Origin of the sequence: Rhodanobacter sp. Root179, assembly GCF_001428465.1 — a bacterium.
Taxonomy (GTDB): domain Bacteria; phylum Pseudomonadota; class Gammaproteobacteria; order Xanthomonadales; family Rhodanobacteraceae; genus Rhodanobacter.
Genome location: NZ_LMHR01000075.1, coordinates 1 through 14,730, shown reverse-complemented (window position 1 = coordinate 14,730; position 14,730 = coordinate 1). Strand labels below are relative to the sequence as shown.

The 14,730-nt window shown below is 68.4% G+C and carries 12 protein-coding genes; 6 read left to right on the top strand and 6 right to left on the bottom strand.

Going from position 1 to position 14,730, the window contains the following annotated elements; translation table 11 throughout:
* Positions 1–115: 115 nt before the first annotated feature.
* From ASD82_RS08870 to ASD82_RS08860, 3 genes are all read left to right on the top strand, one after another.
* Positions 116–2,191, top strand: coding sequence for a carbon starvation CstA family protein (locus tag ASD82_RS08870; protein WP_056717470.1), 2,076 nt, complete (start codon positions 116–118; stop codon positions 2,189–2,191).
* A gap of 1 nt (position 2,192) precedes the next feature.
* Positions 2,193–2,387, top strand: coding sequence for a YbdD/YjiX family protein (locus ASD82_RS08865; RefSeq protein WP_056717469.1), 195 nt, complete (start codon positions 2,193–2,195; stop codon positions 2,385–2,387).
* A gap of 107 nt (positions 2,388–2,494) precedes the next feature.
* A complete protein-coding gene (locus ASD82_RS08860; RefSeq protein WP_056717468.1) occupies positions 2,495–2,998 on the top strand; it encodes a DUF2127 domain-containing protein in 504 nt (167 codons plus the stop codon).
* Here ASD82_RS08860 and ASD82_RS08855 read toward each other — a convergent pair.
* The 6 genes from ASD82_RS08855 to xerD all read right to left on the bottom strand — a co-directional run bounded on the left by ASD82_RS08855 (position 2,995) and on the right by xerD (position 11,834).
* Positions 2,995–3,891: a DMT family transporter gene (locus ASD82_RS08855; protein ID WP_056717536.1), complete on the bottom strand. Its 897-nt coding sequence runs from the start codon at positions 3,889–3,891 to the stop codon at positions 2,995–2,997. The two genes, ASD82_RS08860 and ASD82_RS08855, sit on opposite strands and share 4 nt — an antisense overlap.
* Positions 3,892–3,961: 70 nt before the next feature.
* Positions 3,962–4,882 (bottom strand): glycosyltransferase family 2 protein, encoded by a 921-nt coding sequence (locus ASD82_RS08850; RefSeq protein WP_056717467.1) that lies wholly within the window; start codon positions 4,880–4,882, stop codon positions 3,962–3,964.
* Between the two features lie 67 nt (positions 4,883–4,949).
* Positions 4,950–5,693: a hypothetical protein gene (locus tag ASD82_RS08845; protein WP_056717466.1), complete on the bottom strand. Its 744-nt coding sequence runs from the start codon at positions 5,691–5,693 to the stop codon at positions 4,950–4,952.
* Between the two features lie 29 nt (positions 5,694–5,722).
* Entirely contained in the window at positions 5,723–9,589 is a 3,867-nt protein-coding gene (purL, locus tag ASD82_RS08840) for a phosphoribosylformylglycinamidine synthase (protein ID WP_056717465.1), read from the bottom strand.
* Positions 9,590–9,952: 363 nt separating this feature from the next.
* Positions 9,953–10,723 carry a DsbC family protein gene (locus tag ASD82_RS08835; RefSeq protein WP_200950263.1) on the bottom strand — a complete coding sequence of 257 codons (771 nt, stop codon included), beginning with the start codon at positions 10,721–10,723 and terminating at the stop codon, positions 9,953–9,955.
* Positions 10,724–10,916: 193 nt separating this feature from the next.
* On the bottom strand, positions 10,917–11,834 hold the full coding sequence (gene xerD, locus ASD82_RS08830; RefSeq protein WP_056717535.1) for a site-specific tyrosine recombinase XerD: 918 nt from the start codon (positions 11,832–11,834) through the stop codon (positions 10,917–10,919).
* 49 nt (positions 11,835–11,883) lie between these two features.
* Between xerD and ASD82_RS08825 the strand changes: the two genes are divergently transcribed.
* The 3 genes from ASD82_RS08825 to phaZ all read left to right on the top strand — a co-directional run bounded on the left by ASD82_RS08825 (position 11,884) and on the right by phaZ (position 14,553).
* Entirely contained in the window at positions 11,884–12,387 is a 504-nt protein-coding gene (locus ASD82_RS08825) for an RDD family protein (RefSeq protein WP_056717534.1), read from the top strand.
* Between the two features lie 55 nt (positions 12,388–12,442).
* Positions 12,443–13,210 (top strand): methyltransferase domain-containing protein, encoded by a 768-nt coding sequence (locus tag ASD82_RS08820; protein ID WP_056717463.1) that lies wholly within the window; start codon positions 12,443–12,445, stop codon positions 13,208–13,210.
* Between the two features lie 89 nt (positions 13,211–13,299).
* Positions 13,300–14,553, top strand: a complete 1,254-nt coding sequence (gene phaZ, locus ASD82_RS08815; protein ID WP_056717462.1) for a polyhydroxyalkanoate depolymerase — start codon at positions 13,300–13,302, stop codon at positions 14,551–14,553.
* Positions 14,554–14,730: the final 177 nt, after the last annotated feature.

Sequence of the window (14,730 nt, the reverse complement as noted above, 5' to 3'; positions counted from 1 at the left end):
GTGACCGGCTTCGCCGCGCCATTCGACCAATGGCTAATGCCGCTTTGCGGGTTTTGGGATTGACCCCGCCGCCCGACGGGCAGACCCTTGGACGACCACCGAGGAGAGCCCAGCCATGCAAGCCACCGTCATGCCCAAGCCCAGCCCGGCCAGCAAGATATTGTGGGTCGCTATCGCCATCGTGGGTGCGTTCTGCCTGGGCGTGGTGGCGCTGCGACGAGGCGAGCCGATCAACGCGATCTGGCTGGTCGCCGCATCGATCGCGATCTTCGTGATCGGTTACCGCTTCTACGGCAAGTTCGTCGAGCACTCGGTGCTGAAGCTGGACCCGACCCGCGCGCCGCCCTCGGTGCTGCGCAATGACGGCCTCGATTACGTGCCCACCGACAAATGGGTGGTGTTTGGCCACCACTTCGCCGCCATCGCCGGCGCCGGTCCACTGGTGGGTCCGGTGCTGGCGGCGCAGATGGGTTACCTGCCCGGCACCTTGTGGATCCTGTTCGGCGTGGTGTTTGCCGGCGCGGTGCAGGACTTCATGATCCTCGGCCTGTCGCTGCGCCGCGATGCCCGCTCGCTGGGCCACATGTTGCGCGAGGAACTGGGCCCGGTACCCGGCCTGGTGGCGATGATCGGCGTGCTGGTGCTGATGATGATCGTGCTGGCGGTGCTGGCCCTGGTGGTGGTCAAGGCGCTCACGCACAGCCCGTGGGGCACCTTCACCGTGGCCGCCACCATTCCGATCGCGTTGCTGATGGGCGTCTATCTGCGCTGGTTCCGGCCGGGAAGGATTCTCGAAGTGTCGATCATCGGCCTGCTGTTGCTGCTGGCGTCGATCTGGGCCGGCCGCTTCGTGGCCGAGTCGGCCACGCTGGCGCCGCTGTTCGACTTCGACGCCAAGGCGCTGGCCTGGTGGCTGATCGGCTACGGCTTCTGCGCCTCGGTGCTGCCCGTGTGGCTGCTGCTGGCGCCGCGCGATTACCTGTCCACCTTCCTCAAGATCGGTACCATCGCGCTGCTGGCGCTGGCGATCTTTCTGTCCGCGCCGATGCTGCAGATGCCGGCGGTGACGCGCTTCATCGACGGCAGCGGCCCGGTGTTCGCCGGCAACCTGTTCCCGTTCCTGTTCATCACGATTGCCTGCGGCGCGGTATCGGGCTGGCACTCGATCATCGCCTCGGGCACCACGCCCAAGCTGCTGGCCAACGAAAGCCAGGCGCGCATGGTCGGCTACGGCGGCATGCTGATGGAGGCGCTCGTGGCGATCATGGCGCTGGTCGCCGCCGCCTCGCTGCACCCGGGCGTGTACTTCGCGATGAACGCGCCAGGCGCGATCATCGGCACCACCGTGCAGGACGCCGCCACCACGATCAGCCAGTGGGGCTTCGTGGTGACCCCGGACGAATTGATCCAGACGGCAAAGAACATCGGCGAGAACAGCATCCTCAGCCGCGCCGGCGGCGCACCCACGCTGGCCGTGGGCATGGCCCAGCTGCTGCACAACATCATCCCCGGCGGCGGCATGATGGCGTTCTGGTACCACTACGCGATCCTGTTCGAGGCGCTGTTCATCCTCACCACGGTGGACGCCGGTACTCGCGTGGGCCGCTTCATGATCCAGGAGATCGCCGGCCTGATCCACAAGCCGCTGCAGGAAACCGACTCGTGGACCGGCAACCTGCTGGCCACCGCGATCTGCGTGTTCATCTGGGGCTACTTCCTGTACCAGGGTGCGGTCGATCCGCTCGGCGGCATCAACACCTTGTGGCCGCTGTTCGGCATCGCCAACCAGATGCTGGCCGCGATCGCGCTGATGCTGGCCACCGTGGTGGTGGTGAAACTGAAGCGCGAGCGCTACGTGTGGGTGCCGGGCATCCCCGCGATCTGGCTGATCATCTGCACGCTCACCGCGGGCTGGCAGAAACTCAGCGGCCCGATCAGCTTCACCGCCGCCGCCAACAAGTATTCGGCCGCGATGCAGCAGGGCCAGTTGCTGGCTCCGGCGAAGAGCCCGGCCGAGATGCAGCAGATCGTCACCAACAACTACGTGGACATGGCGCTGACCGGCCTGTTCATGCTGCTGATCGTGGCGATGGTGGCGTTCTGCCTGCGCGCGCTGGTCAGGGGCTGGAAGGCGAATCACCCGACCGCGCACGAGGAACCGTACGTGGCGCTGACCAGCGTGGCCAGCTGAGATGAATGCGACCTTCCGGTCCGTGCGCAAGTGGGCGGTGCAGACCGCCCGCCTGTGCTGCGGCGTGCCCGACTACGACGTCTACGTGAAGCATCTGCGCGAGCATCATCCCGAGCGCAAGGTGCCCAGCTACGGCGAGTTCTTCCGCGAACGGCAGGAAGCCCGCTACAAGGGCGGCGGCGGGCGCTGCTGCTGATTCCGCCGCAATCCTGAGGCTCTCCCGGTGATCGCCGTGCCAAAGCGCACTGGCGATCCCGGCCCAGGCGAGGACAATGGGCGGATTGCCTGTACCGCCTGGCCTCCATGTTCCCACGCAAGCATCCCGCGCCTTCCGCCACGCCGTCACAGCATCACGCCGGCCTGCGCATCATCGCCATCTACGAGATGGTCAAGACCGTCTGCCTGCTGCTGGTGGCGATGGCCGCCTTCCACTTCTACCACGAGCAGAATTTCGACCGGCTGGTGCACTGGCTGGAGCATCTTTCGCTGGCCGACAGCAATGGCCTGCGCTGGAAGCTGGTGGAGGTGCTGCAGGATTTCGGCCCCAGCAGGTTCGTGGCGGTCGGCGCGGTGGCGCTGGGCTACGCGGTGCTGTTCGCGATCGAGGGCGTGGGCCTGTGGCTGGGCAAGCACTGGGCCGAATGGTTCACCGTGATCGCCACCGGCTCGCTGATTCCGCTGGAACTGTACGAGACGCTGTACCACTTCGGCTGGCTGAAGCTGGCCACCCTGCTCGGCAACGTGGTGATCATCATCTACCTGGTGCGCATCGCGCTGCAGCCGCGCACGCCGAAAGCGCGCGCCTAGACTTCGTGATGGACCGCCTCGGCTGGCAGCGCCTCGCCCTGCCGCCGCGGCATCAGTTCCACCAAGTACATCGCGGCCAGGATCAGCCCGCCGCCGACGGCCATGCGCCAGCTGAGCGCGTCGACACCCAGCAACACCGCGAACGCGGCGGCGAACACCGGCTCGGTGGTCATCACGATCGCGGCGCGGGCAGCCGGCAGGTGCGACTGCGCCCAGGTCTGCATCAGCATCGCGCCGGCGCCGGCGATCAACGCCATGTACAGGATGGCCAGCCACGCGCTGCGATCGGGTGGCAGCACCGGCCCATGCGGCACGGTGGCGAGCAGGCAGACCACCGCGATCGCGACCATCTGCACCGCTGACAGGCCGAACGCCTCGCCCGGTCGCGACCACTGGCCGAGCAGCACGATGTGCAGCGCGTACAGCGCGGCCGAGGCCAGGGTCAGCCACACGCCGAGATCCACCGACACCCCGTTCAACGACAGCAGGCCAAGTCCCAGCGTGGACAGCGCCACCGCCAGCCACACGATGCCGGCCATGCGCTGGCCCAGCAGCAGCATCGCCAGGACCGGCGTGAACACCACATACATGCCGGTGGCGAAACCGCTGACGCTGGGCGCGATCAGCGACAGGCCCCAGGTCTGCAGCAGCTGGCCGCAACCGTAGACCAGGCCCAGCAGCAGGCCGCGCAGCACCTGGCGTCGACCCAGCCGCCACACCGGCCGGGCGAACAACACCAGCATCGCCGCCGCGGCGATGGCGAAACGCACGGCGAGGAAGTCCGCCACCGGCATGCGCCCGACCACGTCCTTGATCAGCACGAAGGTCGAGCCCCACACGGCGGTCATCGCGATGAGGCCGAGCGTGGCCAGCGTGGTGAGGCGGCGGTGGATGACGGACATCGGGAAGGCGGCCGGGCAGTGAGGCGGGCAAGTTAGCGCAACCGGCGCGCGGTGTCGCGGCCTACTCGTTGTCGACCGGCGGCGGCCGGCGGCGGGCCTTCAGCAGCAGCAACCGCCACAGCTGCCCGGGAATCTGCAGCAGGAAGTGGGTCCAGATGCCCAGCCACACGGTCACCGATACCAGCCGGTTGTCGGCCGCCGGGTCGTGCTTACGGAACCACTGCCACATGCCCCGATGCTTGTGCCGGCTGACGAACACTGGGCGGTGCCGGCTGGAGCTGCCCTTGCCGTGGTGTATCCGGATGTCGCCGGCCAGCAGCACCTGGTAGCCGATGTCGCGCACGCGCCGGCACAGGTCCAGGTCCTCGCAGTGCAGGAAGTAGTCTTCGTCGAAACCGCCCATCCGGCGGAACAGCGCGCGCGGCATCAGCATCAGCGCGCCGGACACCGCTTCGGCCTCGATCAGCCGGGGCGGGATCTCCTCGTCCACGTTGACCTTCTCGCCGGCCCGGTTGAGCAGGCTGTTGAGCGAGCGCTGCAGCAGCGGATCACGCCGCCAGGACGCCGGATCGGCGCGACCCTCGGCATCACAGACCACCGCGCCGATCAATCCCACCTTCGGCTTGCCGGCCAGCAGGCCGACCAGTCGCTGCAGGTCGCCGTCGCGCAGCATGCAGTCGGGATTGAGCACCAGCAGCGCATCGCCCTGCGCCTGTTGCGAGGCGAGGTTCACCGCGGGGCCGAAGCCGAGGTTGCGGTGGTTGTAGATCACCTTGAGCCGGTTGTCGTGCGCATGCGCGCGCTCGATCGCCTCGGGCACGCCGTCGTGCGAGTCGTTGTCGATCAGCAGCAGCTCCAGCGCCTGCGAACTGGCCAGAATGCTGCGCACGCATTCGCGCAGGGCCGGACCGCTGTCGGCGGATACCACGACCACGCTGAGCGGCAGCGTGAACGGCGAGCGATGGAATGCAGGGGTATCCATTCGGCAAGTATGCGCGGTGACGCGTGAACGTAAAACCTCGAAGCGTCGACATCGCACGACTCCGACCTCAGCCTTCGTTGTCGTCCCTGCCGAGCACGGCGGGCAAGGCCAGCGGCATCGCGTCGTCGCCACGGCTCAGCCAGGGCTGCTCGCCGTCCCAGCCAGCCAGTTGCCAGCGCCGCAACCGGTATCGCCGATCGCGCTGGCGATCCCACAACAGCAGCGAGCGTTCGTCGCGCAGGCGCGCCACCAGCCAGCGACCGGACACGCTGAAGGCGATCGCGTCGCCCACGTCATCGATGCACTCGCCGGTGGCGAGCCGGCAGTAGCCATCGCTGCACACCACGTTGCCGCCCAGCGGATCGGGCGGACGATCGACGACGGCCTGCCAGCGCACCGGCTGCAACTCGATGATCCGCGCCGGCGGTCCGCTGGGCGCCAGCGCCAGTTCCGGCCATTCGGGCGATGGCAGCGCCGGCGGTGCACGCCGCAGCTCGCGATCGAGCCAGGCCTCAAGGCCCGCCAGCAGGGTGTAGCCGGCCAGCGCGCCGAGCAGGGCCGCGCCCCAGGCCAGCACGTCGCCACCCAGGCTGCGCTGCAGCGCGAACAACATGCCGGGCAATCCCCAGCGCAGCGCGCGACGGATCATCGCGGCGTGCGTACCGGTCAGGCGATGTTGCAGCAACACCGTCGAGGCGGCGAGCGACAGCAGCAACGGCAGGCCCAGCCACCACGGCAACACCGCCAGCAACGCCATCCATGCCGCGACCGACAGCAACGCACGCGACGCGGGCCAGCGGCGCCGGGCCATCGCTCAGCGCCTCGTCAACCGCAGGAGCTTCAGCCGCACCACACGCGCGCGTTGCGGAACATGCGCATCCACGGGGAATCCTCGCCCCAGCCGTCCGGATGCCAGCTCAGCTGTGCCGTGCGGAACACGCGCTCGGGGTGCGGCATCATGATCGTCACGCGGCCATCGGCGGCGGTGAAGCCGGCCAGGCCACCGGGCGAACCGTTGGTGTTGAGCGGGAAGCTCTCGGTCGGCTTGCCGCGGTTGTCGACGAAGCGCACCGCGCCGTTCGACTTGGACGGACTGCAGGCGTGCGGGAAACTGACCCGGCCTTCGCCGTGCGCCACCGCCACCGGAATCCGCGAACCGGCCATGCCCTTGAAGAACAGGCTCGGCGTGTCGAGGATCTCCAGCGTGACCAGGCGCGACTCGTACTGTTCCGACGCGTTGCGCAGGAACTTCGGCCAGTGCTGGGCGCCGGGGATGATCTCCTTCAGCTGCGACAGCATCTGGCAACCGTTGCACACGCCCAGCGCGAACTTGGTCGGGTCGGCGAAGAACGCGCTGAACTGCTCGCGCAGCATCTCGTTGTAGAGGATCGAGGTGGCCCAGCCGCGACCGGCACCGAGCACGTCGCCGTAGGAGAAACCGCCGCAGGCCGCGAAGCCGCGGAAGTCCGCCAGCTTCACCCGCCCGCTGGCCAGGTCGGACATGTGCACGTCGACCGCGTCGAAGCCGGCGCGGGTGAAGGCCGCCGACATTTCCACCTGGCCGTTGACGCCCTGCTCGCGCAGGATCGCGATGCGCGGACGCTCGCCGCTGGCGATGAACGGCGCTGCCACGTTCTGCGCCGGATCGAAGCCGAGCTTCGGGCTGATGCCCGGATCGGCATCGTCCATCCGCCATTCCAGCTCGGCGTCCGCGCTTTGCGGGTTGTCGCGCTGGCGCTGCATCGCGTGGCTGGTCTCGTTCCACGCCTTGAACAGCGTGCTCCAGTTCCACTTGAACAAGGTGTCGCCGCCGAGGAACAGCTTGATGCCCAGCTTTTCCTTGGGCCGCCCGATGCGGTAGCTGATGCCGGCCAGGCCGTACTTCACCAGCAGCGCCTCGAACGCCTCGCGGTTGGCCTCGGCGACCTGCACCACCGCGCCGAGCTCCTCGTTGAACAGCGCGCGCAGGGTCGCCTCGGCCCAGCCGTCCAGATGGATTTCCAGGCCGCAGTGGCCGGCGAAGGCCATCTCCATCAGAGTGGTGATGACGCCGCCGTCGGAACGGTCGTGATAGGCCAGCAGAATGCCGGCGGCGTTCGCTTCCTGGATCAGCTCGAACAGTGCCTTGAGGCGTTTCGGATCATCCAGGTCCGGCGGCACGCCACCGGAACGGTTGAACACCTGGGTCAGGCAGGAACCGCCGAGGCGATCGCGGCCCGCGCCCAGATCGATCAGCCACAACTCTGAATGGCCGCGATCCAGCCGCAGTTGCGGCGTGAGCGTGCGGCGCACGTCGGTGACGCGGGCGAAGCCGGTGATCACCAGCGACACCGGCGACACCGTGCGCTGGTCGGTCTGGCCGTCGTGCCACACGGTCTGCATCGACAGCGAGTCCTTGCCCACCGGGATCGAGATGTCCAGCGCCGGGCACAGTTCCATGCCCACTGCCTTGACCGCGTCGAACAGCGCGGCGTCTTCGCCCGGATGATTCACCGCGGCCATCCAGTTCGCCGACAGGCGAATGTCGCCGAGGTTGGCGATCGACGCGGCGGCGAGGTTGGTGATCGCCTCGCCCACCGCCAGCCGCGCCGCATCGGCGCTGTTCAGCACGGCCACCGGCGCGCGTTCGGCCATCGCCATCGCCTCGCCGGCGTAGCCGTCGAAGTCGGCCATGGTCACCGCGCAATCGGCCACCGGCACCTGCCACGGGCCGACCATCGGATCACGATGATTGAGGCCGCCGACGGTGCGGTCGCCGATGTTGATCAGGAAGCTCTTGCTGCCCACGGTGGGCAGGCGCAACACGCGCAGCAGGGCCTCGTCCATGCCCACGCCGGACAGGTCCGGCACCAGGTCGACGCGTGGCTTGACCCGCTTCGCATCGCGATGCATCCGCGGCGGCTTGCCGAACAACACGTCCATCGGCAGATCGATCACGGTCAGCTCGCGCCGCGGATCGGTCAGCACCAGCTGGCGCTCGGCAGTGGCGTCACCGACGACGGCGTACGGGCAGCGTTCGCGCTGGCACATGGCCTCGAATTCCGCGAGGTTTTCCGGCGCGATGGCGAGCACGTAGCGTTCCTGCGACTCGTTGCTCCACACCTGCATCGGCGACAGCGAGGGGTCGTCGCAGGGGATCTTCGACAGGTCGATCACGCCGCCGACGCTGGCGTCGTTGAGCAGCTCGGGGATCGCGTTGGAGAGGCCGCCGGCGCCGACGTCGTGCACGCTGACGATCGGATTGGCGTCGCCGCGGGCGCAGCAGGCGTCGATCACTTCCTGGCAGCGCCGCTCCATCTCGGCGTTGTCGCGCTGCACCGAGGCGAAGTCCAGCTCCGCGCTCGACGCGCCGCCGGCCACCGACGAGGCCGCGCCACCGCCCAGGCCGATCAGCATCGCCGGGCCGCCCAGCACGATCACCTTGTTGCCCGGCTGCACCGGGCGCTTCAGCACGTGGCCCGCGCGCAGATTGGCCAGGCCGCCGGCCAGCATGATCGGCTTGTCGTAGCCGCGGCGGAAGCCGGGCTGGCCGGGCAGCTCGGCTTCATAGCTGCGGAAATAGCCACCCAGACAGGGACGGCCAAACTCGTTGTTGAACGCGGCCGCGCCCAGCGGGCCGTCGCGCATGATCTCGAACGCGCTGGCCATGCGCGGCGGCAGCGGCCGCTGCACTTCCCACGGCTGCGGATGGCCGGGAATGCGCAGGTCGGAGACCGAAAAGCCGGTGAGGCCGGCCTTCGGCTTGCCGCCGCGACCGGTCGCGCCCTCGTCGCGGATCTCGCCACCGGCGCCGGTGGCGGCACCGGGCCACGGCGCGATCGCGGTGGGATGGTTGTGCGTTTCCACCTTGATCGCGAAGTCGATGCGTTCCTCGTGGCCGCGCCACACGCGATCGGCCGGATCGGCGAAGAAGCGGCGGCCGGTGCTGCCCTCGATCACCGCCGCATTGTCCGAATAGGCGGACAGCGTATGCGCGGGCGACTGCTGGTGGGTGTGCTTGATCATGCCGAACAGGCTCTTGTCCTGTTCCTCGCCATCCACCGTCCAGCTGGCGTTGAACACCTTGTGCCGGCAATGCTCGGAGTTGGCCTGGGCGAACATGAAGAGTTCGGCGTCGGTGGGATCGCGGCCCAGCTCGGCGTAGCGATCGACCAGGTACTCGATCTCGTCGTCGGCCAGCGCCAGGCCCAGCCGCCGGTTCGCCTCGGCCAGGGCGGCCTGCGGATCGGCACCGAGCGTGACGTGCACCAGGTCGCCCGGCGTCCCGGCCAGGAACAGGCCCTGCGCGTCGTCGATGCGGGCCAGCACCGACTGCGTCATCGCGTCATGCAGCACCGCCAGGATCGCGGCGTGATCCGGCGCGTCCTCTGGTGGCAGCCCGGCGACCAGCCAGGCCTGCCCCCGTTCCACGCGACGCACATCGAAACCGGCGCCATGCAGGATGTCGGTGGCCTTGCTCGACCACGGCGAAATCGTGCCCAGCCGCGGCACCACCCACAGCGTGGCCGGCTCCGGCGCGGCGTCCTTCGCCTCCAGCACGGCCAGCAGCCGCTGGCGCAGCTCGCCGGCGGGCGCGGTGTCGGCATCGATGAAATGGACGAACCACGACGCCTGCACGCGCACGCCATGATGCAGGGCATCAAGGTGGGCATTGAGGCGTTCGAGGCGGAACGGCGAGAGGGCGTTCTGCCCGTCGAGTGCGATCATGCGGGGAACGAAGCTATGCGAGGGAATTGCCCATTCTAGCTCAAGCCGTCTTCGGCTACGCCGAAGACACCCCTTCCAGCTCAAGCCGTCTTCGGCTACGCCGAAGACACATTCGCCCCTCCCCCTGCTCGCAGGGGGAGGTTGGGAGGGGGTAGCCCCGGCTACCCAAGCCGTCCCAGCAAAGCCGCGCCCCTGGCTTTTGCCCTCCCTCCCTTCGCGCAGGGGGAGATTAGGAGGGTCGCTTGATCCTGCCGCAAAGAGCACCCCACCCCAGCCCTCCCCTGCTGCGCAGGGGAGGGAGCAAGGCAGGGCATCAAACATTCGCCCCTCCCCCGCCTTGCGGAGGAGGGAGCGAGGCGAGTATCAGCCGCCCTGCTTCAACGCCTGCAGCAGCTGTTCGGGCGTCACGTAGCCGCCCAGGGTGCGGCCGTCCGGGCCGTAGATCGCCGGGGTGCCGTTGACACCCAGCCTCACGCCCAGGTTGAACTGGTCCTTGACCGGGTTGACGCAGGTCGTCGGCGCGGGCGGGCGCCCCTGCTTGGCCGCGGTGAACGCGGCCTTGCGATCCCTGGCGCACCACACCGACACCATTTCGGTATAGGTCGGCGTGGGGCCACCGGCCGTGGTCACCAGGCCTTCGCGCGGCCAGGCCAGGTATTCCACCGCGATGCCTTCCTTGTTGAAGTCCGCGATGTGTTCATGCAGCGCACGGCAGAAGCCGCAATTGACGTCGGTGAACACGGAGATCGTGTACTTCGGGTTGGCCGGCGCATAGACGATGCGCTCGGACTCCGGCACCTTGGCCAGCTCGGCCTTGCGGAAGCGCGCCCAGGCGTCATCGCTGGCATTCTGCTTGCGGCCCAGGTCGATCAGGTCGCCGTGCATCATGTACTTGCCGTCGGCGCTGATGTAGAGCATCTGACCCGAGGCGATCACCTGGTAGAAACCCGGCATCGGCGCCGGCTCGATCACGTCCACGTTGATGTTCGGCGCCAGACTGCGGATCGCCTTCTGCACCATCTCGCGCACGGCCGGCGTCACCGCGGCGGTGGCGGCCGCCGCCGGCTCGTTCTGCACGGCGCAGGCACTCAGCGAAAGACCACCCAGGCACAGCGCCAACACAAGATTCTTCAGCATCACCAGCCTCGTTCATCGATCCGTCGCGGGGATCGACGGTATCGCCCATTCTCGCACAGGCCGAGGGCTCGTCCGGGGATGTGCGACGGAATGCCAGGGCCGGGGTTGAGCCGGGATTTTCCCGGCAGCCAGCCACGCCGGCGCGCCGCCATTGCACCCTACCGACCAGGGCCTCTCACCCACCCCGCCATCACCCCCGCGGGTGATGCTGCGCATGCAGCCGCTTCAACCCCTCCTTCGCCACCAGTGTGTAGATCTGGGTGGTGCTGAGCGAGCTGTGGCCCAGCAGCATCTGCAGGGCGCGCAGGTCGGCGCCGTGGTTGAGCAGGTGGGTGGCGAAGGAGTGGCGCAGCACGTGGGGCGAGATGCGTTTCGGGTTGATGCCGATGCGCAGCGCGTAGCGCTTCACCAGGGTCCAGAACATCTGCCGGGTCATGCCCTCGCCGCGCTGGCTGAGGAACAGCGCCGCGGGCTGTCGCCCCTTCGCCAGTGCCGGACGGACATCGGCCAGGTACTTGCCGATGTGTGCCAGCGCCTCTTCGCCGACCGGCACCAGGCGGTCCTTGCCGCCCTTGCCGGTCACCCGCAGCACGCCCTGGCGCGGGTTCAGCGCGGCCAGCGGCAATTCGACCAGCTCGGATACGCGCAGGCCGGAGGCGTACATCAGTTCCAGCATCGCGCGATCGCGCAGGCCCAGCATGGTGGAGCTGTCCGGCGCCTGCAGCAGGCCGTCGATCTCGCGCTCGGCCAGCGCCTTGGGCAGGCTGCGCGGCAGTTTCGGACGTTCGATCAGCAAGGTGGGATCGGCGAAGCCAGGCTCGTTGCGGACCCGGAACGCGTAGTAGCGGCGGAACGCCGACTGCCGCCGCGCCAGCGATCGCACCGCCACCGCCTGGCTGCCGTGATAGGCGGAAATGTCCTCGCGTCGCGCCGTGGCCAGCTCGCGACCGTGGCTGGCCAGCCATGCGGCCAGCGATTCCAGGTCGCGCCGATACGCTTCCAGCGTGCGATCGGCCAGGCCGTCCTCCGACCACACCCGCTCGACGAACGCAGCGATGCTGCGGCGGTCGGCTTCGGCGATACTGTCGCGGATCATTTCCTTCTCCATGCGCACGATGCTGGCCATTGCGCGCGCCCGACGCAAGCGACCGGACACGATGCCCGCAGATTCCACCGCCACCCCCGCTCCCTGCCCGCTGTGGCGCCGCCTGCTGGCGCTGGTCTACGACCTGCTGATCGTGGTGGCGATCGTGATGGTGGTGGGCCTGCTGTGCCAGCTCGCCACCGGCGGCAAGCTGATCACCACCGGCGCGAGAACCGTGGTGCCGCTCTGGTACCAGTGCCTGCAGGGCCTGGTGGTGGCGGCGTACTTCATCAGCTCGTGGCGGCGCGGCGGGCAGACCGTGGGCATGCGCCCGTGGCGCATCCGGGTGACCCGCGACGATGGCGGCACGGTGACCCTGCAGCAGGCGGTGATCCGCCTGCTGGTGGCCGGCGCGCCGATGGTGCTGCTGCTGCTGGCGCCCGCGTTCGGCCTGCGCACCACGCTGTGGACGCTGCTGGTGGTGTGGGCAGGCTGGTTTGCCGTGGCGCTGTTCGATCGCCGCCGGCGCGCCGTGCACGATTTTGCGGCCGGCACCGAAGTGCGTCGGCTCGATTGAGGCAGCAGCGTCCGGCTTCACGCCTTGCTCAGCCCGGGAAAGGTTCAATCCGCCGATGACCCGAAGCCAAGCCGACACCAGCCGCAGCGATGCCGACCTGGTCCGCATCAACCGCGGCTTCTACGAATCGCTGTGGTCCGCGGCCAGGCTGATCGGGCCGGAACGTTTCAATACCTGGCCGCTGTCGCGCGAGCTGGCCGACGCCGCGCCGCGCCGGCTGGAAGTGGCGCCGGGCCTGCGCCCGCGACTGCCGCTGGCCGGCACCTGTTTCGTCGATCTCAGCCACGCCGCGCTGCGCCGGCTGCGCGCCGGCGGCGGCAACGCCATCCACGGGATGATCGGCCAGCTGCCCTGCGCCGACGCCAGTTTCGACCTGATCTGCGCGCTCGACATCCTCGAACACGTCGCCGATGACGACGGCGCGCTGGCCGAACTGGCCCGCGTCGCCGCACCGGGCGCCAGCGTGCTGCTGTCGGTGCCGCTGCATCCGCAGGCGTGGACCGCCTTCGACGAGTTCGTGGGCCATTACCGGCGCTACGAACCGACGGAAATCCTGGTCCGGCTGGCTACCCACGGTTTCGTCCTGGAACAAAGCGCGGTCTACGGCATGCAACCAGGCTCCTCACGCCTGCTGGCGCTGGGCCAGTGGTACCTCACGCACCAGCGCGAACGCGCGATGTGGTGGTACAACCGGGTCTTCATGCCGATCGGGCTGCGCTTCCAGAAACCGCTGCGATGGCACGCGGGACTGGGCGATACCGATGGCGTCGACGAGGTGCTGCTGCGCTGCACGTATCGGCCAGCGGCAGCGCCAAGCCACTGATTGGATTGGGAGCCGCCGCTGCGGCATCGCAACACGCACCGCCAAAACGGCGCTAAGATGGCGGCTTTCGTTCCGGCAATCCCCCTTCGATGCTCTATCAGATCCACGAATGGCAACGCGCGTTCCTCGGCCCGCTGAGCCACTTCGCGCAGGCCAGCGCGAACATGCTCAACGACACCAGCAGCCCGTTCGCCCAGGTGCCGGGCGCGCAGCGGCTGGCCGCCGGTTACGAGCTGATGCACCGGCTGGGCAAGGATTACGAGAAGCCGGAGTTCGGCATCCACAGCGTCACCGCGCATGACCACGAGATCGCGGTGATCGAGCGGGTCGCGCTGGCCAAGCCGTTCTGCCAGCTCAAGCGCTTCAAGCGTTTCAGCGACGATCCGTCGACCATCGAGAAGATGAAGAACGATCCGGTGGTGCTGGTGGTGGCTCCGCTGTCCGGCCATCACTCCACCCTGCTGCGCGACACCGTGCGCACCCTGCTGCGCGACCACAAGGTGTACATCACCGACTGGGTCGACGCACGCATGGTGCCGGCGGCCGACGGCAGCTTTGGGCTGGACGACTACATCGCCTACGTCGAGGATTTCATCCGCCACATCGGCGCCTCTACCCTGCACGTGATCTCGGTCTGCCAGCCGACCGTGCCGGTGCTGGCGGCGGTGTCGCTGATGGCCGCGCGCGGCGAGGACACCCCGCGCAGCCTGACCATGATGGGCGGCCCGATCGACCCCCGGCGCAGCCCCACCAGCGTCGACAACCTGGCCACCCAGCGACCGCTGTCATGGTTCAAGGGCAACGTGATCCACACCGTGCCGCCGAATTATCCCGGCCGCGGACGCGAGGTCTATCCCGGTTTCCTGCAGCACGCCGGCTTCATCGCGATGAATCCCGGCCGCCACATGACCTCGCACTGGGATTTCTACCAGGACCTGCTGCGCGGCGACCAGGACGATGCCGAAGCGCACCGCAAGTTCTACGACGAATACAACGCCGTGCTGGACATGCCGGCGGCGTTCTACCTCGACACCATCGAGAAGGTGTTCCAGCAGTTCCTGCTGCCGCGCGGCCTGTGGGACGTGGCCGGCGAACGGGTCGATCCCTCGGCGATCAGGCACAGCGCCCTGCTCACCATCGAAGGCGAGCTGGACGACATCTCCGGCCTGGGCCAGACCGAAGCGGCGCACGATCTGTGCAGCAGCATCCCGGCCAAACGCCGCGCCCACCGGGTGATCGAAGGCGCTGGCCACTACGGCATCTTCAGCGGCCGCCGCTGGCGCGAAACGGTGTACCCGCAGGTGCGGGATTTCATCCGCAAGTTTGATCAGGTGGCGAAGTAGCGCTGGCGGATTGTCCGCTGCGCGGCGCGTTTCGTTGCTTTCAGAGTGATGGGTTTTCGTCCTCCTTCGGAGGGCAAATTCTTTTCTCGCGTTTGCCCCCGATGCGCTTAGAAGCAAGAGCTCAAGTGCAGAGCGGTCGATCGCCTTCGGCGACCGAGTCACTTTCTCTTTGCGTGG